The sequence below is a fragment of the Buttiauxella sp. WJP83 genome, from assembly GCF_027594725.1.
Lineage (GTDB): Bacteria > Pseudomonadota > Gammaproteobacteria > Enterobacterales > Enterobacteriaceae > Buttiauxella > Buttiauxella selenatireducens.
Genome location: NZ_CP110080.1, coordinates 3,429,837 through 3,448,364, shown reverse-complemented (window position 1 = coordinate 3,448,364; position 18,528 = coordinate 3,429,837). Strand labels below are relative to the sequence as shown.

The following is an 18,528-nucleotide window of genomic DNA, read 5'->3' as shown; positions in this document are numbered from 1 at the left end:
ATCTCCTTACATCAGACCCAAAACTTTCCACCAGGTGGCAGCAAAGAACACCAGCAGCAAATAGCCAATCACAGAGAGCCAAATCCCCACGCGAGTGAACTGGCGCGGAGAGAAGGTATCTGTGCCCAGGCACACCATGTTTTGCGGTGCATTAATCGGCAGAATGAAGCCAAAACTGACGCTAAAGGCTAACAGGATGGTCATACCGACAGGGTTAACGCCCAGTTCCGGTGGCAGGCTGCTCAACAGGCTGATAAGAATCGGGAGTAGGGCAGCGGTTAACGCGGTGGCACTGGCAAATCCAAGGTGGATGACGATCAGGAAAGCGGCGAGGATGGCGAAGATCGCCAGTGGAGGTAACGCGTCCAGACCAAAACCTTGCACGACGTAATTCGCCATCCAGGATGCCGCCTGGGTATCAAGCAGAGTAGAACCGAGGCTGATCCCGATACCAAACATCAGCAACGTTCCCCATTGCACGCGTTTCTCGACTTCTTTCCAGTGCATCACACCAATGCCAGGCATCAGCATGATCGCCAGTCCGGCCAGCGTAACGGAGGTGGTGTCAATGCTGTGCAGTTTTCCGCCAGTCGACCAGAACACCAGTAACAATAACGAGATAGCAATCAGGCGTTTTTCTTTACCTGTTGTTGGCCCCAATTCCACCAGCGCTTTTTTAATCGCATCGCTTCCTCCTTCAACCTCTTCTGTTTCCGGCGGCAGCAGTTTTCGGGCAAGGAAGTAGAGAATGACTGACATCGTCAGGCTCCAGGGCGCTCCAGCTAACAGCCAGTCGAGCCAGCTGACCGAGTGGCCCGCACCAAAGGTTTTATTGATAAATCCAATGGACAGCAGGTTCTGCGCGGCGGAAGTCTGAATACCCACGTTCCAGATACTGGTTGCCTGAGCGATAACAATCATCATCGATGCCGCAAGACGGGAGTGTTTATCGACCTTAAATGCCGCAATAACCCCCATCATGATAGGCACTACGCAGGCCGTACGGGCCGTGGCGCTGGGAACGACCAGGCTCAATACGATGGTGACGACGATAGCGCCAATAAGAATACTTCGGCTACTGGCGCCTATTTTTGACATGGTAAATAACGCGATCCGCTTATCCAGACCGGTTATCGTCATTGCCGCAGCAATAAACATCGCCGCTGCGACCAGCGCGAGCGCAGAGTTAGAGAATCCTGAAAGCGTCATTTTCAGGGCTTTCTCGGTACCCAGAATGGTTTCCGGATGGTTCATATCCGGCGCAAAGCCGACCATGAAAATAATCAGCGCCGAAATCACAATTGCGCTGGCGGTATAATCCATCGCTTCGCTTATCCAGACAATGATTGCAAAAACCAAAATAGCAATCATATGTTGCCCGGCGACCGGTAATGAGTCACCTAGCGGCAGGAACATAATTATAAGACCGGCAATAATGGCGAACCATAAACCGGGGTTAGGGATGAAGCTACGCTTTTGCGCAACATTATTTGGGACTGATGACATAATCACCTCAATGTGAAAGATAAAAGACCTGCTTCTCTAATGCAGGTGTTATGCCATCTTTTATTAATTATATAACTAATTGTTATTTAAGATTTTTATTAAAATAAGGTATCGGAGATATGCGTGAAATTCCGCACAGGTAAAGAAACGTGAATATAAAACCGCACACATAAAAAAAGGGAGGCTTATAAGCCTCCCTCCGTTACCCTGCTATGAATTACTTAATGGCATTCCACAATGTGTCACCAATTAAGGCCGGATTTCTTGTCCATGCCATACCTGCTTGATCAAATGCACGGAATTTATCTTCGGCGCTGCCACTTCCACCAGAAATAATGGCGCCAGCATGCCCCATACGTTTTCCTTTCGGTGCTGTGACACCCGCAATATATCCAATGACCGGCTTGTTCATTTCGTGACGAATAAATTCTGCGGCGCGTTCTTCCGCATTCCCACCAATTTCTCCAATCATAATGACCGCATCGGTTTGCGGATCATCAGCAAATAAACGCAGAGCATCAATAAAGTTCGTTCCTGGCACGGGATCGCCGCCAATACCAATACAGGTCGATTGGCCTAACCCCAGCGCCGTCGTCTGTGCAACGGCTTCATAAGTTAATGTACCTGAACGGGAAATAATGCCGATACGTCCTGGACGGTGAATATCGCCCGGCATAATACCAATCTTACATGCCCCTGGCGTAATAATGCCCGGGCAATTCGGTCCGATTAAACGGACATCCGGGTGGTAATCCAGCAGGCGGCGGACTTTCACCATATCCAGCGTAGGAACACCTTCGGTAATCACCACAATCAATTTAACGCCAGCTTCAATGGCCTCAACGACAGAATCCAGAACAAACGGCGCAGGCACATAAATCACGCTGGCATCCGCTTCTGTCTGTTTCATCGCCTCTTTCATCGAATTGAAAACGGGGCGATCCAGGTGCAGTTGCCCCCCTTTGCCCGGCGTAATGCCACCGACGATTTGTGTGCCATAAGCGATCGCCTGCTCAGTATGAAACGTCCCATTTTTACCGGTAATACCTTGCACCAGAACTCGGGTATGCTTATCAATCAAAACGCTCACGCTAACCTCCTGTTAATTCAATAATGCGATAATGCGCTTAGCGGCATCATCCAGAGAGCCAACGGCTTCCACCGCGAGGCCGCTTTCCGCCAGCAAACGTTGCCCTTCAGCCGCATTATTGCCAGACAGACGTACAACGACCGGTAAGCTAATTTCCGTTTCACGCAGAGAGTGAATAATGGCGCAGGCAATCATGTCGCAACGCACAATCCCACCGAAAATATTGACCAGAATGGCCTGCACTTTGTCGTCAGAGACAATCAGCCTGAACGCTTCGCTCACGCGTTCCTGCGTTGCGCCGCCGCCCACATCGAGGAAGTTCGCGGGTTGCTCGCCATACAGTTTAATGATGTCCATGGTTGCCATCGCAAGCCCTGCGCCATTGACCATGCAGCCAATATTGCCGTCCAGCGAGACATAGTTGAGATCGAGTTTTGCCGCCTGGCTTTCCCGTGGGTCTTCCTGCGTTTCATCGCGCATCGCCTGCAATTCCGGGTGGCGATACAGTGCGTTGTCATCTAACGACACTTTCGCGTCAGCGCACATAAATCCGCCGTCTTCACGCAGAACCAGTGGGTTAATTTCCAGCAGGGCGAAGTCCAGTTCGTTAAAGGCTTTCCATGCCTGATTCGCTAAACGACTAAACGCCGGGAACAACGCATTTTCGAGGTTCAAAACCGTGAACATTTCCCGAATATGGCAGGGTTGAATGCCCGTCAGCGGATCCACACTCACGCTGCCGATTTTCTCAGGCGTTTCATGAGCGACTTTTTCGATTTCGACTCCACCTTCCGGGCTGACAATAAACGTCACACGCTGGCTTTCACGATCCACCACCATGCCAAAGTAAAGCTCCTGGCGTACCGGGTAGATGTTTTCACAGACCAGAATGCTGCTGACAAACTGACCTTCTTGCCCGGTCTGATACGTAACCAGCTGCGAACCGAGCATTTGCTCAACAAAGGCTTCAGCCTGCGGGTATTGCGTCAATACCTTCACGCCGCCCGCTTTACCTCGTCCTCCGGCATGAACCTGCGCTTTTAGCACGGCTCCTTTGCTTTCGCTGGCAATGCGGCTCCACGCGTCAGGTAATTCCGTAATATGTTGAATCGCAACTTCTTTCGGACATGGCATTCCCATGCCGGCCAGTAAGGATTTGGCCTGATACTCATGTAAATTCATAATGTCTCTCAGTGGTATTGAACGTTATCCGTGGAGCGCCTGTTTATTCAGCGCCATTGCCGCTTCGTGTATGACTTCACTCAACGTGGGATGAGCATGTACCGCACAGGCGATATCTTCACCCGAGGCGCTAAACGTCATCGCCAATGCAATTTCGTTAATTAATTCAGAAGCCTGCGGGCCGGTAATTGCCCCGCCCAGCACCCGGTCGGTGCGTTTATCGGCATAAAGCGTACAGCGTCCGCCATCCTGCCCCAGTGCCAGCGCGCGCCCGTTGCCTGCAAACAGTGAATGACCTTTGGTGAAGTCGATTCCAGAGGCTTTCAACGTCGATTCGCTCTCGCCAACCCATGCCACTTCCGGCTGGGTGTAAATCACGGAAGGGATCAACGAGAAGTTGACGGGCTCGACGGGTAGCCCGGCAATTTGATCGGCGACGTTCAGGCCTTCTTCCATCGCTTTATGCGCCAGCATCGGCCCACGTACGACATCGCCAATCGCCCACAGACCGGGTTTTCCCGTGCGGCACAGCGCATCAACTTCAATGCCGCCGCGACCATTCGATGCCAGCCCCAGCGCCGCCAGATCAATACCGGACAAACGTGGCTCACGGCCAATGGCGACAATCAGCTTATCGACACGCGTTTCCTGCGCGTTCTCGCCTTGCCGCCAGCGAATCACCACTTCGTCATCCTTGCGTTCGACCGCATCAATACTGACGCCGAACTGCATCTCCAGACCGCTGGCAACCATCGCTTTACGCACATCGTTAGCCATTCTCGGCTCCAGTGCGGGCAAGAAGGTTTCCGCCATTTCCAGCAGCGTGACCTGTGCCCCCACACGATTCCAGACAGAACCGAGCTCAAGACCAATCACCCCCGCGCCAATCACTCCCAGACGCGCCGGACATTGGCTTAATGAAAGTGCCCCGCGATTATCCAGAATGTGCGTGTTGTCCGTCGCCACGTCCGCAAGCTGGCGCGGTTGTGAACCGGTCGCAATCACCACATTTTTGGCGCTCACCGTCTGCTCATTGACCAGCAACTGCCAAAGTCCCTCATGTTGTTCCCGCAGCGTTGCCAGGCCGGAAATATGCGTCACCTTATTTTTGTCAAACAGCAGGCGAATCCCCTGCGTCAGACGATGCACGATGGCGTCTTTACGTTGGATCATGGAGGGAACGTCAAATGACACCTCCTTGACCTTAATGCCGTGGATCGCCGCTTCATGCTGGATCTGTGCAAACAGTTCAGACGATTGCAGCAGCGATTTTGACGGTATACAGCCGACATTCAGGCAGGTGCCGCCCGGTGACGGTTCGCCTTGCGGATTGACCCCATCATCAATACAGACCACGTTTAGCCCGCGCTGCGCCGCCCGTAGCGCCGCCACATATCCGCCGGGGCCGCCGCCGATGACCGCAACGTCAAAAAATGGATTCATCACTCTTCTCCTTACAAATCCAGCAACAGTTGTTCTGGCGCTTCCAGCAGTTCGCGGATCGCCACCAACGTTTGCACCGCTTCTTGTCCATCGATAATGCGATGGTCATAGCTGAGGGCGAGGTACATCATTGGGCGAATAACGACCTGGCCGTTTTCGGCGACCGGACGCGGGGTAATCGCGTGCATACCGAGAATGGCTGACTGTGGCGGGTTGATGATTGGCGTGGACATCATCGAGCCAAACGTGCCGCCGTTGGTGATGGAGAATGAGCCGCCCTGTAACGCTTCCAGCGGCAGTTTCCCTGCACGCGCCAACGCGGCGTATTCGGCAATTTGCCGTTCGATATCGACAAGAGAGAGGGTTTGCGCGTTGCGCAGCACAGGCACCACCAGCCCACGGTTGCTGCTGACCGCAATACCGATGTCGCAATAGTCACGCCAGATAATGTCATTGCCCTCAACGCTGGCATTCACTATCGGGAAGCGTTCAAGCGCGCGGGTTACGGCTTTAACGAAGAACGACATAAAGCCCAGCTTCACCCCGTGTTTTTCGGCAAAGCGGTCTTTCCAGCGGGCGCGCAAATCCATGACGTTCTGCATATTCACTTCGTTGAACGTGGTCAGAATGGCGTTATCCCGTTGCGAGGCCAGCAGACGTTCGGCGATACGTGCGCGCAGACGTGACATGGGCTCGCGACGTTCCTCGCGAGAACCGGCTGGTGCGACAGAACGCGGGATAGCCGGTGCCATCGTCGGCGCAGGCACCGGCGCGGGGGCGGCAGATTGCGCATGCTGCAACACATCTTCTTTCAGGACGCGTCCCTGGCGTCCGCTCCCTGCAACTTCTGCAAGGTTTACATCGCTACGCTGGGCTTCAAGACGTGCAGCCGGCATGGCGGTCGGTTCGACCTTCGCGATGGCAACTTCTGCGGCGGCCGCCTGCGGTTCCAGATACGCCAATAGTTGAGTGGAAGTCACCTCGTGGCCTTCCTCGACCAGAATGCGCGTCAATATGCCATCCTGTGGCGCGGGGATTTCGAGGATGACCTTGTCTGTTTCAAGCTCCGCGACGACTTCATCACGGCGTACGAAATCACCTTCTTTTTTACACCACGTAGTCAACGTGCCTTCCGCCACAGACTCCGGTAATTGAGGGACAGTAATTTCAATCATCAGATAGTTTCCTTATTATTTTTTATGGCTGGATGTGCGCGAACGCATCCGCAAGAAAATCGTCAATTTGTTGTTTATGCACGCGGCCATAACCCGTTGCCGGTGCAGCCGCGGCCGGGCGGCCTGCGTAATGCCAGACCGGGTTATTCAGCGCCGTCAGTTCATGATGAATTTGTCGCCACGCCCCCTGATTCTCTGGTTCTTCCTGTAGCCAGACCCCGCGTGAACACTGCGGCCATTGCGCCAGTGCGGCGTTGATCTCGTCCGTCGGGAATGGATAGAGTTGCTCCACGCGTACAATCGCCACGCTCTCATCAAGACCGCGCTGTTTGCGGGCTTCCAGGGCGTCGTAAGAGACCTGACCACTGCACAGAATGACCTGCTTAACCTGCGCTGGATCCCGCGGCCAGGTATCGGTAATGACTGGTTTGAAACTCCCTGAGCTAAACGCTGAAAGCTCGCTCATCGCGCCTTTAAAGCGAAGCAGGCGCTTACTCATAAACACCACCAGCGGTTTGCGCATTGGGCGTAGCGCTTGCCCGCGCAACAGGTGGAACATTTGCGCTGAATCTCCAGGCATCACCACATGCATGTTTTGTTCTGCGCAGAGTTGTAACCAGCGCTCAGGGCGACCAGAAGAGTGCTCCGGCCCCTGTCCGTCGTAGCCGTGCGGCAGCAGAATGGTTAACCCGCTGTAGCGTCCCCATTTGGTTTCACCGGAGCAGATAAACTGGTCGATGGCGACCTGGGCGCCATTGGCGAAATCGCCAAATTGCGCTTCCCAAATCACCAGCTGCTGTGGTGCAGAGGTGGAATAGCCGTATTCCCAGGCCAGTAGCGCTTCTTCGTTCAATACGGAGTCAAAGACCTCGAAAGACGCTTGTCCCTTGCGGATATGCTGTAACGGCAGATAGCGACCTGCCTGCGTCTGGTTATGCACAACGGCATGGCGATGGCTGAAAGTTCCGCGACCAGAATCTTCGCCGGATAAACGTACGCCGATGCCTTGATCGACCAGCGAGGCATAAGCCAGCATTTCTGCCATCCCCCAATCCACCGGTTGAGCGCCTTCCGCCATCTCTTTGCGCAAAGCAAGCTGGCGTTTAATGGTGGGATGGGCGACGACGTCTTGTGGAAGTGTGGTGAGGAGGTCACCGTAACGGGTCAACTCTTCACCCGACAGCGCGGTTTCTGGCTGCGCGCTCCACTGTGGGTTGCTTAAACCTTCCCAGTTAGCGCTGAACGGATGTGTGGCATCCGGCGCTGGCAGCGGATCGCGTTTCTGACAGGCGTCCAGCCAGTCGCGGTACGCACTGACTTTTTCATCCTGCAACGCTTGCGTCAGAACACCGCGGCGGGAAAGCATGTCGCCGTAGCGGGTGCGCGTGCCCGGATGAGTGTCTACCGCTTGATACATCTGCGGTTGCGTCAGACGAGGTTCATCACTTTCGTTATGACCGTGCTTACGGAAACAGACCAGATCGAGGACGATGTCGCGGTGGAAGGTATTGCGCCAGTCGCAGGCGAGCTCAATCGCCTGACATACGGCGTCCACATCATCGCTGTTAACGTGGATCACCGGTGCCGCCACCATTTTGGCGATATCCGTGCAGTAACGTGAGGAGCGCATGTCCTGTAAACAGGCAGTGGTAAAACCGACCTGGTTGTTGATCACCAGATGAACGGTGCCACCCGTACCGTAGCCCGTGGTTTGCGACAGGTTAAAGGTGGTCTGGTTTACGCCAAGCCCACCGAGCGCGGAATCGCCATGAATCAATACGCCCATGACGCAAGCCTGGCCATTTTCGCCACGCCGATTCTGCCGCGCGCGTACCTGCCCAAGCACCACCGGGTTAACAATTTCCAGGTGCGACGGGTTATAAGCCAGCGCAATGTGCAGCAACCCTGCTGGCGTCTGCATATTGCAGGAATACCCCATATGGTATTTCACATCGCCGGAGCCCGCGCCAATCGTCTGTTTTCCTTCGAATTCCGCAAACAGCTGCGCCGGATCTTTACCCAGTAAATTGACCAGTACGTTCAGACGCCCACGATGCGCCATACCAATGACCAGTTCATCTACGCCTTGCTCACGTACGCGTTTCGCCAGCGTATTCAGCGCTGGGATCGCGCTTTCCCCGCCTTCCAGCGAGAAGCGTTTTTGACCGACGTAACGGGTATGCAGGTAGCGTTCCAGCGTTTCTGCGGCCACCAGGTTTTCGAATCGCTCCAGACAGGTTTGTGCATCCGCCTGCGGCGCATTACTGCGCTCAATACGCGCCAGCAGCCACGCAATTTCTTCACGGTTATCCAGATGCGCCAGTTCATATGCGCGACTTCCCGCCCAGGCCTGTTCCAGCATGGAGATAATCTGCTTAAGAGGCATCTGGGTACTGTGTTCGCCGAAGGTGACGTTAAATTCCTGAAGTAAATCGTCCTCCGTTAAGCCCCAGAATACGGGCGTCAGCTGTGGCACGTCGGGGAGTTCCACCAATGACAGCGGGTCCAGCTTCGCTCTGAGGTGTCCGAAATTTCGCCAGGCATGAATCAGCTGCGTTACGGCAGCCTGTTTTTTTAATGCCGGACCAGACGCCATTACCGATGAACAGGGTTCAGTGGAAGACAATTCCTGAGAAATAAAAAAATGTCGCCAGTCTTCGGGGAGCTGTTCGGGTGAGTGCAACCAGGTCTGGTAATACTCTTCAAGCCAGGTCGCATTGTCTCCATTGAGCAGCGTTCCGGGCGAGGTCATGTTTTCCATGTTGTTCTCCTGATGGTCGTAGACTGCTGCTGTATTGCAGTATTCGTACCAACAATGAGAAATGTTATTAATCAATGTGTTATAAGTTAAAGGGGGCGAAAAGGTGAGTGGAAACAGGAACAGTATGGCGAGGAGTGGCTGGGGTTAGAGACACAGGGAGAAGAGGAGGTTGCAGCACGCCGTTTTTAACGCGCGTGCTGCATATTTATGGTCAGGCGATGAACATCACCGACACGCACAGCACACCGACAATCAGCGTCAGCAAACTGCCGATTGAGCGGTAAGGCTTCAGCGTCGGAATCAGATACGTCGATAAGGTTGGCATAATGAACAGGATGATGGCGATCAGAGGTCCGCTGATGGCATAAATCATCGAGATGGCGTTTGGATTAATGCAGCACACCACAAAGGTGATCACAGATACCCCGATAATCGACACGGCCCGGTTAAAAGCCCGGCTCTTCTTCACGCCTACCTGATTTAAAGAGGATTTCACTATCTCTGTTGCCCCCTCAATCACACCAAAATAGGTGCCGAGAAAGGACTTCGACATCGCGACAATTGCCACCACGATACCGGAAATCCCAAGCCAGGCAGGGGAGGAGGGCATCATAGAGAGCGCAGAGAGAATGGTAACCCCTTCTTCTTTTGCAGCGATGATGTACGACGGTGGGATCGACAGCAGACAACTAAAGACAAAGAACAGCACGCTCAGGCAGATAATCAGGTACGTCACCTTCATGATGCGGGTGCATTTGCCCATTGCGGCTTCGCCATACTTCTCACGGCGGTCGACGGCAAAAGTCGAAATAATCGGGGTATGACTAAAGGCGAACACCATCACCGGAATGGAGATCCACACCTGGTGTAACGTGTGCTGATCGAGGTTCACCTGGCTGGTGAGCAGCGAGGGCTGCCAGCTGCCGGTGAGATACAACGATACCAACAGGAAGTAAGCGATTAGCGGGAAGACCAGAAAACCCATCACCCGGATGGTAGCCTGACGTCCCATCAGAAAGATCAGATTTAACGCCAGCACTACGCCAAGACTGACCAGCACCCGCACGGTCAAATCTACCGTCATGCGTTTTGCCAGCTGTTCGGTGAGCGAATTAGTAATTGCCACGGCATAAATTAATACCACCACAAAAAACGCAACAAAATAGAGCGTGGTGATCAGATTACCGATGGTCTTGCCATAGTAATGGGTGACCGCACCGGTAATCCCTTCATTGCCTTTTGTCCTGGCAGAGAGAATGAACTGGCATAAGGCTCTGTGCGGCCAATAGGTGAGTGGGTATGCCACGAGGGCGGTGATGAGCAGAACGATAGCGCCTGCGGAGCCCAGTTGGATGGGCAGAAACAAAGTTCCTGCGCCCACGGCAGTGCCGTACAGGGCAAAGCTCCAGAGGGTTTCTTCTTTAGACCAGATTTTCAACATGAGATAAATGTATCAACTATAAAACCAACGAAACAAAGATTATTTTACCATATTGATGCGTTGTGGTCGCAGTTGATGCCAGGGAAAGAAGGCCGGAAAGCATTTCCGGCCGGGGAGGGTTAGTCAGTGATAGCTCGCTGCTGCTGGCGTCGCGTCATCACACGATCGCGCAGAGTGTCGTACGCCCAGTTATAAAGCATGGTGTACGGCAGGAAGAAAATAAAGAAGCCTATTTCCAGGGTGAATGCCTGAAGCAGACTCACCCCCAGCACCATCGACACAATGCCAACGCCGATAAAAATAAACCCGACTTCAAAGCCGAGGGCGTGCAGGGCGCGGACTTTGGCAGTGCGGATCACTTTATTTCTCGGCCACAATCTGTCGAAAACGGCGTTATAGATGATGTTCCAGATCATCGCTGTGGTGGCGAGGATAATGGTTAATCCTCCCATCTCCAGCACCGGGCGCTGCATTAGCCAGGCGGTCGTCGGGGCGAGGATCGCCGTGGCAATACCCTCGAAACAGACGGCGTGGAAGATGCGTTCCGGCAGTTTCCTACGTTGAATATCGTTGTGCTGCATAACCTGAAACCTCGTTGCAAGCCAGAATAGGCGTGATCAGGTCGCTATTGTTATCGGTTAAACTGATATGTAAAAGTTAGATTCCATCGATAAAGCAGATACATCAGTGCTGCTCAACGTCAGCATTAACGACGTTTGTCAATGATTAACTTCACGCCTTTAAAGTAGGGGCGATACAGGCATCATTGGCGATGAAAAAAAAAGCCAGTTACCTTTACCAGTCTGCAGGCGATCAGAGGCTTTCAGATGTGAAAACAGAAAATGCAGACATGATGGAAACAGCAGCGATAATATTTTTTTTCATAGCATAATTCCTTGAGTATTAATGTGATTTCCAGATAAGTAGCACATGACTGTCCCGCATCCATTTATGAATGGATTATTTTCTCTGGTTTTTTTATGTCGAATATCATATGCGTTATACAGAAAGTCTTAAGCATAGAAATGTAATAACCGCATTGCTCATGATAAATAGTTGATTTATTTTTTCTTGTTAAGGCTATTCATCTCTGATGAAACACATTCTCCCCAGATGAAAATGAGGTTAAATATTTTTTTTGGGGTGTAATAATGCCGTGAGTCCATATGTAGACTGGTGATTTAACTTTGAATTGTTGGGCGAAATGGAAGGTTCTATTACTCCATGATTTAATTGCTAAAAAAGAAATTCAGAATAATTGCAATCTGTAGGTCTAACAGTAGACCCGAAAGATGTTGACTGGAAGATGTTCTTTATATAAAAATTGCATGTATGTACTTCATATCCATTTATATTCAATGCGTTTGATTTTTCACTGTGTTTTATAAATAAAATACCCAGGTGGCACCATGTATTACTTTAAAATAATAATCAAATTGTTGATTGTTTGCGTTCTTATTAGCACAGTTGTCTGGAGTTTTATGCCTGAAGCTGAAGCCTTCCCTTTTATGTAGTTTCAGCAAGTCAATCCAGACCACACACCTCCTCATTGCTTAGCCGGGTTAATGTAAGTTGCCATGACTAATGGGATTTTATGATTAAAATTATTGTTGATAGCGACGATGGCTTTTACCGTCTCGGCATACACACCCTGTTGAGTAAAATATTTCTCGAGCAGTTTAATGAAAATATCTCCTTAATAAACGGTATAAATAAGAAAAACGTGGCCCAGGCGGATGTCATTATTATGGGGCTTTTGCCGGGGGAATGTTTTGTCTGCCACCCGACGCTCTATGCTCGGAAGAAAAATAGCCTGCTCATTGGCATATATAAAGGAGCTCAAAAATCACAATTTGACGACCTTCCGCTCTGTTTTGGAAATATTATTTTAATCAATCGTCATGAGTCAATTACCCGGATAGCTAAAAAGATTAGCTATGGATGGGAGTGTTGTCGTGAAGAGTTTTTAGATTTTGGCCCCTGGAGTTGCCAGGACTGTGGACATAAAACTCTGTCACCGCAACAGGTAAAGGTTGCATCCCATTATTTTGAGGGTGTCAGCGTACAGCAAATTGCACAGATTTTGAGTATCAACTCCAAAACAGTATTCGCTCATAAAAGAATGATCATGAGCAAGTTTAATGTGCATACCGACTATGAGTTACTCAGTTTACTGAATGTGATGAAGAAACTGAAAAATAATGCCCCAGACTTTCTTGTGAATCACATGGAATGAAAAATTATAGCGAAACACAGAGGAAGGGGATGAAGCTTTCATCCTGTTCATTACTCGGAATAGCCCTGATGGGGGCGGCTGTACAGGTTAATGCGGCCGGACTGGTTGCCAGTGATAATCAGCTCAGTAGCGATCTTGGCTGGCTTAATAACCATCATGTTATCGCCATAAATCTTTCCACCTGGCCACTCAGTCAGGAGGAGATAACAAGGGCACTTGCCGCTGCTCGTATTGAGAAGGAGCCGGGAGCGCAGAATGTTATTCAGCGAGTTGAACGTCGCCTCAGTGAAATCAAAGCTCCTCTCAGAGCTGTGGCCTGGTCGCAATCGGCGAGATCAGCGTTACCGCCGGGCTTTGGCGCTTCCAGTACCAGTGGTTCTGGATTAAGCATGGCTGTGGAAGTCAGTGGAGAATCCTGGGATATCAATCTCCAGGGACAGCGGGAGCACGATCAGTATATTGAGGATGTGACGCAGGGAAATCTCAATGGCGCTTTTGCTGGGGTGAAAGTGTTCAATCAGTGGGTCGCTTTCGGAGAGATCCCTCAGTGGTGGGGACCCGGCCATGATGGCAGTCTTATACGCTCGGATGCGGCTCGTCCGGTCACGGGATTTCTGATGCAGCGCGCCGAACAGTCACCGTTTGAATCCCCGTGGCTTGCGTGGATGGGGAACTGGCAGTATCAGCTTTCTGCCGGACAATTGCGTCAGTATCAACGCCCGGAAGAGCCCAAACTCATCGGCGGTCGAATCACACTCTCGCCAGTGGATTCTTTCGACATCGGCTTTTCAAGGGTGATGATGTGGGGTGGGAAGGGCCGTCCGAACGATATGGCCTCGTTTCGGGATGCGTTTATGGGACGGGATAACACTGGCAGCCAGACTCGTGACCCCGGTAACCAAATGGCCGGAGCGGACTTTAACTGGAAGTTGTTCTCGCTTAGCGGAATTCCGCTATCGATTTACGGGCAGGTTATTGGCGAAGATCAGGCGGGCATTCTCCCCTCACATAATACCTTTCTTGGCGGAATTGAAGGGAACCATCTGTGGGGAAATCGGCAGGTAAACTGGTATTTTGAAGGGGCTGACACTCGCTCCGGAATGAAAGATACGGGTATTGTTTATTATCATTACTGTTATCAAGAAGGGTATTACCAGCAGGGCGCTTCACTAGGTGATGCGATGGGCGGGGATGGAACGCGTTTTTCAATGAAGACAGAAGTTGTACTGGAAAATGAACAGCGTCTGAGTGCCAAAATGATGTGGGCCAGGGTCAACCGAACTTCGCAGGCGATTAATCACTCTTATCCTGAGGCTGACACGATGAAAGGTGTGGCGCTGGGCTGGGCTTCTCCACCAATGAATAATGTGACGATAGGAATGGAAAGTTGGTATGTCCGCCACGATAGCCAGCAATCTGATGATGCGGGCATTGGATTGACACTCGAGTTTTTCCCGTGGGTTGAGTAAAAATGCAACGCTCAAAAGTGCTAATATTGTTCGGGTAAATGATTAATCCGGATCAGAAGCCCTCTTTTAATCACGATATATCCGCCTTTATTGAGGGCGGACAGAACCCCTAAATGTATTCACTTGCTTTTAGATTTCAATAGATACGAGTAGACCTCGGGATACGGGGATACAGCTATGTATGCTGATTTTTTTGGGTTTAGCAGACGTAGGGATACGTTAAAATAAGTGAGGGTGGTACGCCCTACAGGGCTCGAACCTGTGACCTACGGCTTAGAAGGCCGTTGCTCTATCCAACTGAGCTAAGGGCGCACTGAAAGTGCAGTTTTGTATCGTACTACGTTTGGAACGCTCGGATTATACGGTCAGTACCTTTCTAGTCAATGGCTTTTCAACTGCCTGCGCGACTATTGAGCATAAACGCTTAACAATGCCTGACAGCGAGCCGCGCTTCTGACAAAATAGAAACAATCCCCTCCCTTTTTGATTACAGACGGAATCATCTGACTGATGGCAGCAAAGATTATTGACGGTAAAACGATTGCGCAGCAGGTACGGCTTGAAGTTGCTGAAAAAGTGAAAGCCCGAATTGCCGCTGGAAAACGTGCTCCAGGACTGGCAGTTGTGCTGGTTGGCGAGAACCCCGCATCGCAGATTTATGTCGGTAGCAAACGTAAAGCTTGTGAGGAAGTTGGTTTTATTTCTCGCTCCTACGATTTGCCTGACACCACCTCTGAAGCAGAACTGCTGGAGCTGATTGATACGCTCAACGCAGATAACGAAATCGACGGTATTTTGGTGCAGTTGCCACTGCCTGCGGGCATCGATAACGTAAAAGTTCTGGAACGTATCGACCCGGACAAAGATGTGGATGGTTTCCATCCCTACAACGTTGGCCGCCTGTGCCAGCGTGCGCCGCGTCTGCGCCCTTGCACACCGCGCGGTATCGTCACGCTGCTTGAGCGTTACGGCATTGATACCTATGGCCTGAACGCCGTGGTGATTGGCGCATCTAACATTGTTGGTCGTCCAATGAGTATGGAATTACTGCTGGCGGGTTGCACCACCACCGTGACCCATCGCTTCACCAAAAACTTGCGCCAACACGTCGAGAACGCCGATCTGGTGATTGTCGCGGTCGGTAAACCTGGTTTTATTCCAGGCGAGTGGATCAAGGAAGGGGCGATTGTGGTGGACGTGGGAATTAACCGTCTGGAGAGCGGCAAAGTGGTCGGCGACGTAAATTATGATGAAGCCGCAGCCAAAGCCTCGTATATTACGCCGGTTCCGGGTGGCGTTGGCCCAATGACCGTCGCCACTCTTATCCAGAATACCTTGCAGGCTTGCGAGGAATATCATGATGTCGATGGAGAGTAAAATGGCGACCTTCTCATTAGGTAAACACCCACACGTTGAATTATGCGATCTGCTGAAGCTGGAAGGCTGGTGTGAAAGCGGCGCACAGGCGAAAGCGGTGATTGCCGAAGGGCTGGTGAAGGTAGATGGCGAAGTCGAAACTCGCAAACGCTGCAAAATTGTTGCAGGTCAGACGGTGAGCTTCGAAAGCCTGAGCATTACCGTTCAAGCGTAAGCTTCCCGCCGAAACCCTCGCTTTTGGGCGAGGGTTTTCCTTCTGCGTTATCGTCCTGTAATCGAATCGCGTAAGACAAATTCTGCTGGCAGAATGCAATTGTCAGGCGTCTTTCCCTGCGTGGCGGCCAGCACTCTGGCAACCGCTTCTTTTCCCTGAGTATCCAAATCCAGCCGCACCGTGGTGAGTGAAGGGGTGAAGAATGCGCTTTCGTAGCTATCATCGTAGCCAATGACAGAAACCTGCTGCGGTACCTCGATCTGAGCCTTATGTAGCGCGCTCAGCACGCCCAGTGCCATCTGATCGTTTCCTGCCAGCAGGGCACTGAATTCAACCTTATCGTTGATCAGTTGCTGCGCGCCGTCATACCCGCTTTGTGCATCCCATGTGCCGAAAATGACTGCCGAGGGCGTTAAGCCGAATTCCTCGAGGCTTTTTAACCAGCTCGCCAGACGCAGCTGTGCAGAAATCGAGTATTGCGGGCCAGGCAGTAGCGCGATGTTTTTGTGGCCGAGTTCGCTTAAGCGCTTAACACTTTCCTGAGTGCCATTCGCCGGGTCGAAGATAACGTGAAACACGCCGCTGTCTGGAGCGACGTCAAGAAACAGGCAGGTGACATCTTTATTCTGTCGGGCTATCGCTCTGGCAAATGGGGTTTCAAGTGGAACGTTGATAACGATTTTTTCGACAAATTGAGATTTGAAGTCATTGATGGATTGCTGAATCGCCGTCTCGTCGTTCTCATCAATCATCGAAATCAGCACCTGATAACCCGCTTCACGGGCGTGCATTTTAACGGAGGCGGCGATTTGCGAAGGTGCGTGCAGGGCCAGTGACGTGGTGATAAGCCCTAACGTCAGCGTGCGCTTACCGACTAACTGTTGCGCCAAGCGGTTAGGCACATAGCGCAATTCTTCGATGGCTTGCTCAACGCGAATACGCGTTTTCTCGGCGACATTCACAGATTTGTTGAGTACCCGAGAAACCGTCTGGTAGGAGACACCGGCATGGCGGGCAACATCTTCCAGCGTTGCATTTCTATTTTTATTCACCCTTAATCCTTACGTTATCATCCGGCCTAATCGGGTCCGTTTCTTCCTGCCCGGAATCTCCACTATATCAAAATGTCATACGTTCACATGGCCGAATTTTGAGATCTGCTTCACCTTTTGCCATGTTTAAAATTTTGTTATGTGATGTTGATTGCAGTTTACATCTCTGGTGGTTGTTTGAACGATTTGCCAGGTATTTTATGTAACTCACTGATGTGAACGTCATACATTTTTGGGTTAACCACATTAACCCAACACAGCAGCGTAAACTAAACCCTAAAAAAGAACGCTATTCACTGTGTATTCAGTGAAGCACCGACTCTGTTCCTTCATGAGGAAGAAAAAGATGGTTACCGGCAAAAGGAACTACATTCTTTTAAGCATTTTCGATTTTCTTTACTTGTTTGCCTGGTCGTCGACGATGGCCTTTTTTGTTATCTGGACGACACAGCACCTGGGGATCAGTGCCACCAAAACGGGCTGGTTGTATGCGATTAACGCCTTTATCGCACTGACGATGCAGCCGTTTTTTGGCTTTATCTCAGACAAGTTCGGTACTAAAAAATCGTTAATCTTCCTGATCATCGCGTTGCTGCTGCCAATTGGGCCGTTCTTTATTTATGTTTATGCACCGCTTCTGGTGAGTTCTTTCTGGTTAGGTGCTGTATTAGGTGGCATCTATCTCGGGATTATTTTTAACTCTGGCTGCGGCGTGATTGACTCTTATATCGATAAAATTTCCCGTCGTTATTCATTCGAATATGGGCGGGTGAGAATGTGGGGATCTTTAGGTTGGGCTGCCGCAGCGTATATTGTGGGGCGCAATATTAACGATAACCCAAATCTCTCATTCTGGTTGGTGAGTATTGCGATTGTATTAGCCGCTGTATGTTTCATGATGACCAAAATTGAAGTCACGCTTGAAGAAGAGAAAATGACTTCGTCATTAAAAGCGGTGCACGTTTTTGAACTGGCAAAAAACAAACAGTTCTGGATGCTTATCATATTTACGCTGTTCGTTACGCAAATTTATGACACCTATGATCAGCAATTTGCCCAGTATTTCTCCTTACAGTTCTCAAGTGTTGATGAAGGGAATAAATGGTATGGCACGCTGGCCTCGGTTCAGGTCTGTTTCGAAACATTATTCCTCGGTCTGATGCCATGGTTCGTCAATCGCGTCGGGGCAAAATGGGCACTGGTGATTGCCGGGACGATAATGTCAGTGCGCATTCTGGGTTCTGCGGTACCGCTTGGTCCGGTGTGGATTGCTGCCGTTAAAATGATGCATGCGATTGAAAAACCACTGATTTTAATTTCGGTATTTAAATTTATCTCGCAGAACTTCGACCATAAATTATCATCCACCATCTATTTGCTCGTGCTGTTTGCTGCATCCATTGCAACCACGGTTTATTCACCTGTTGTCGGCTATTTGTACGACACCATTGGTTTTGCCAACGCCTATATCATTCTTGGCATTATTTCAGGGCTCTTTACGCTGTTCTCAGTGTTCTCTCTACGCAATAGAAAAGACCCGGTCATTACCCTTTCTCAGGAGAGAGAGTCGTTAGCATAACGG

At 50.9% G+C, this 18,528-nt stretch carries 14 protein-coding genes, 1 tRNA gene and 1 pseudogene; 5 read left to right on the top strand and 11 right to left on the bottom strand.

The genetic code is table 11. From position 1 onward, the window contains the following. Positions 1 to 6 precede the first annotated feature (6 nt). The 8 genes from OH773_RS16000 to OH773_RS15965 form a co-directional block, all read right to left on the bottom strand. Positions 7 to 1,506: a DASS family sodium-coupled anion symporter gene (locus OH773_RS16000; RefSeq protein WP_270139911.1), complete on the bottom strand. Its 1,500-nt coding sequence runs from the start codon at positions 1,504 to 1,506 to the stop codon at positions 7 to 9. Positions 1,507 to 1,723: 217 nt separating this feature from the next. Then, a complete protein-coding gene (sucD, locus tag OH773_RS15995) occupies positions 1,724 to 2,596 on the bottom strand; it encodes a succinate--CoA ligase subunit alpha (protein WP_270139909.1) in 873 nt (290 codons plus the stop codon). A 12-nt stretch (positions 2,597 to 2,608) separates the two neighbouring features. Then, a complete protein-coding gene (gene sucC / locus OH773_RS15990) occupies positions 2,609 to 3,778 on the bottom strand; it encodes an ADP-forming succinate--CoA ligase subunit beta (protein ID WP_270139907.1) in 1,170 nt (389 codons plus the stop codon). A gap of 24 nt (positions 3,779 to 3,802) precedes the next feature. Next, complete coding sequence (lpdA, locus tag OH773_RS15985) at positions 3,803 to 5,221, bottom strand: dihydrolipoyl dehydrogenase (protein ID WP_270139905.1); 1,419 nt, start codon at positions 5,219 to 5,221, stop codon at positions 3,803 to 3,805. An 11-nt stretch (positions 5,222 to 5,232) separates the two neighbouring features. Then, positions 5,233 to 6,396: a 2-oxoglutarate dehydrogenase complex dihydrolipoyllysine-residue succinyltransferase gene (gene odhB, locus OH773_RS15980; protein ID WP_270139903.1), complete on the bottom strand. Its 1,164-nt coding sequence runs from the start codon at positions 6,394 to 6,396 to the stop codon at positions 5,233 to 5,235. Between the two features lie 22 nt (positions 6,397 to 6,418). After that, on the bottom strand, positions 6,419 to 9,157 hold the full coding sequence (locus OH773_RS15975) for a 2-oxoglutarate dehydrogenase E1 component (RefSeq protein WP_270139901.1): 2,739 nt from the start codon (positions 9,155 to 9,157) through the stop codon (positions 6,419 to 6,421). 211 nt (positions 9,158 to 9,368) lie between these two features. Continuing rightward, positions 9,369 to 10,598 carry an amino acid permease gene (locus OH773_RS15970; RefSeq protein ID WP_270139899.1) on the bottom strand — a complete coding sequence of 410 codons (1,230 nt, stop codon included), beginning with the start codon at positions 10,596 to 10,598 and terminating at the stop codon, positions 9,369 to 9,371. A gap of 119 nt (positions 10,599 to 10,717) precedes the next feature. Next, a complete protein-coding gene (locus tag OH773_RS15965; protein WP_270139897.1) occupies positions 10,718 to 11,179 on the bottom strand; it encodes a multidrug/biocide efflux PACE transporter in 462 nt (153 codons plus the stop codon). Positions 11,180 to 12,192: 1,013 nt separating this feature from the next. On the opposite strand from OH773_RS15965, the gene OH773_RS15960 reads away from it, so the two are divergent. After that, positions 12,193 to 12,834, top strand: coding sequence for a helix-turn-helix transcriptional regulator (locus OH773_RS15960; RefSeq protein WP_270139895.1), 642 nt, complete (start codon positions 12,193 to 12,195; stop codon positions 12,832 to 12,834). A 29-nt stretch (positions 12,835 to 12,863) separates the two neighbouring features. Next, positions 12,864 to 14,303 (top strand): capsule assembly Wzi family protein, encoded by a 1,440-nt coding sequence (locus tag OH773_RS15955; RefSeq protein ID WP_270139893.1) that lies wholly within the window; start codon positions 12,864 to 12,866, stop codon positions 14,301 to 14,303. Positions 14,304 to 14,323: 20 nt separating this feature from the next. Here OH773_RS15955 and OH773_RS22455 read toward each other — a convergent pair whose 3' ends face one another. Both OH773_RS22455 and OH773_RS15950 read right to left on the bottom strand, forming a co-directional pair. Then, positions 14,324 to 14,377, bottom strand: coding sequence for a hypothetical protein (locus OH773_RS22455; RefSeq protein ID WP_442865690.1), 54 nt, complete (start codon positions 14,375 to 14,377; stop codon positions 14,324 to 14,326). Between the two features lie 161 nt (positions 14,378 to 14,538). After that, a tRNA-Arg gene (locus tag OH773_RS15950) sits at positions 14,539 to 14,615 on the bottom strand. A 198-nt stretch (positions 14,616 to 14,813) separates the two neighbouring features. Here OH773_RS15950 and folD point away from each other — a divergent pair. Continuing rightward, on the top strand, positions 14,814 to 15,680 hold the full coding sequence (gene folD, locus OH773_RS15945) for a bifunctional methylenetetrahydrofolate dehydrogenase/methenyltetrahydrofolate cyclohydrolase FolD (RefSeq protein ID WP_183271170.1): 867 nt from the start codon (positions 14,814 to 14,816) through the stop codon (positions 15,678 to 15,680). Position 15,681: 1 nt separating this feature from the next. Further along, positions 15,682 to 15,894: a ribosome-associated protein YbcJ gene (gene ybcJ / locus OH773_RS15940; protein ID WP_121265615.1), complete on the top strand. Its 213-nt coding sequence runs from the start codon at positions 15,682 to 15,684 to the stop codon at positions 15,892 to 15,894. Positions 15,895 to 15,956: 62 nt separating this feature from the next. On the opposite strand, the pseudogene OH773_RS15935 reads toward ybcJ, so the two are convergent. Further along, a pseudogene (locus tag OH773_RS15935) lies at positions 15,957 to 16,946 on the bottom strand (LacI family DNA-binding transcriptional regulator); the annotation flags it as partial. A gap of 346 nt (positions 16,947 to 17,292) precedes the next feature. On the opposite strand from OH773_RS15935, the gene OH773_RS15930 reads away from it, so the two are divergent. Beyond that, positions 17,293 to 18,525, top strand: coding sequence for an oligosaccharide MFS transporter (locus OH773_RS15930; RefSeq protein WP_270139885.1), 1,233 nt, complete (start codon positions 17,293 to 17,295; stop codon positions 18,523 to 18,525). The last annotated feature ends 3 nt before the right edge of the window (positions 18,526 to 18,528 follow it).

Coding starts and splice junctions, on each gene's coding strand:
- OH773_RS16000 (WP_270139911.1), bottom strand. CDS start 1,506: ATGTCATCAGTCCCAAATAATGTTGCGCAAAAGCGTAGCTTCATCCCT.
- sucC (WP_270139907.1), bottom strand. CDS start 3,778: ATGAATTTACATGAGTATCAGGCCAAATCCTTACTGGCCGGCATGGGA.
- lpdA (WP_270139905.1), bottom strand. CDS start 5,221: ATGAATCCATTTTTTGACGTTGCGGTCATCGGCGGCGGCCCCGGCGGA.
- odhB (WP_270139903.1), bottom strand. CDS start 6,396: ATGATTGAAATTACTGTCCCTCAATTACCGGAGTCTGTGGCGGAAGGC.
- OH773_RS15975 (WP_270139901.1), bottom strand. CDS start 9,157: ATGGAAAACATGACCTCGCCCGGAACGCTGCTCAATGGAGACAATGCG.
- OH773_RS15970 (WP_270139899.1), bottom strand. CDS start 10,598: ATGTTGAAAATCTGGTCTAAAGAAGAAACCCTCTGGAGCTTTGCCCTG.
- OH773_RS15965 (WP_270139897.1), bottom strand. CDS start 11,179: ATGCAGCACAACGATATTCAACGTAGGAAACTGCCGGAACGCATCTTC.
- OH773_RS15960 (WP_270139895.1), top strand. CDS start 12,193: ATGATTAAAATTATTGTTGATAGCGACGATGGCTTTTACCGTCTCGGC.
- OH773_RS15955 (WP_270139893.1), top strand. CDS start 12,864: ATGAAGCTTTCATCCTGTTCATTACTCGGAATAGCCCTGATGGGGGCG.
- folD (WP_183271170.1), top strand. CDS start 14,814: ATGGCAGCAAAGATTATTGACGGTAAAACGATTGCGCAGCAGGTACGG.
- ybcJ (WP_121265615.1), top strand. CDS start 15,682: ATGGCGACCTTCTCATTAGGTAAACACCCACACGTTGAATTATGCGAT.
- OH773_RS15930 (WP_270139885.1), top strand. CDS start 17,293: ATGGTTACCGGCAAAAGGAACTACATTCTTTTAAGCATTTTCGATTTT.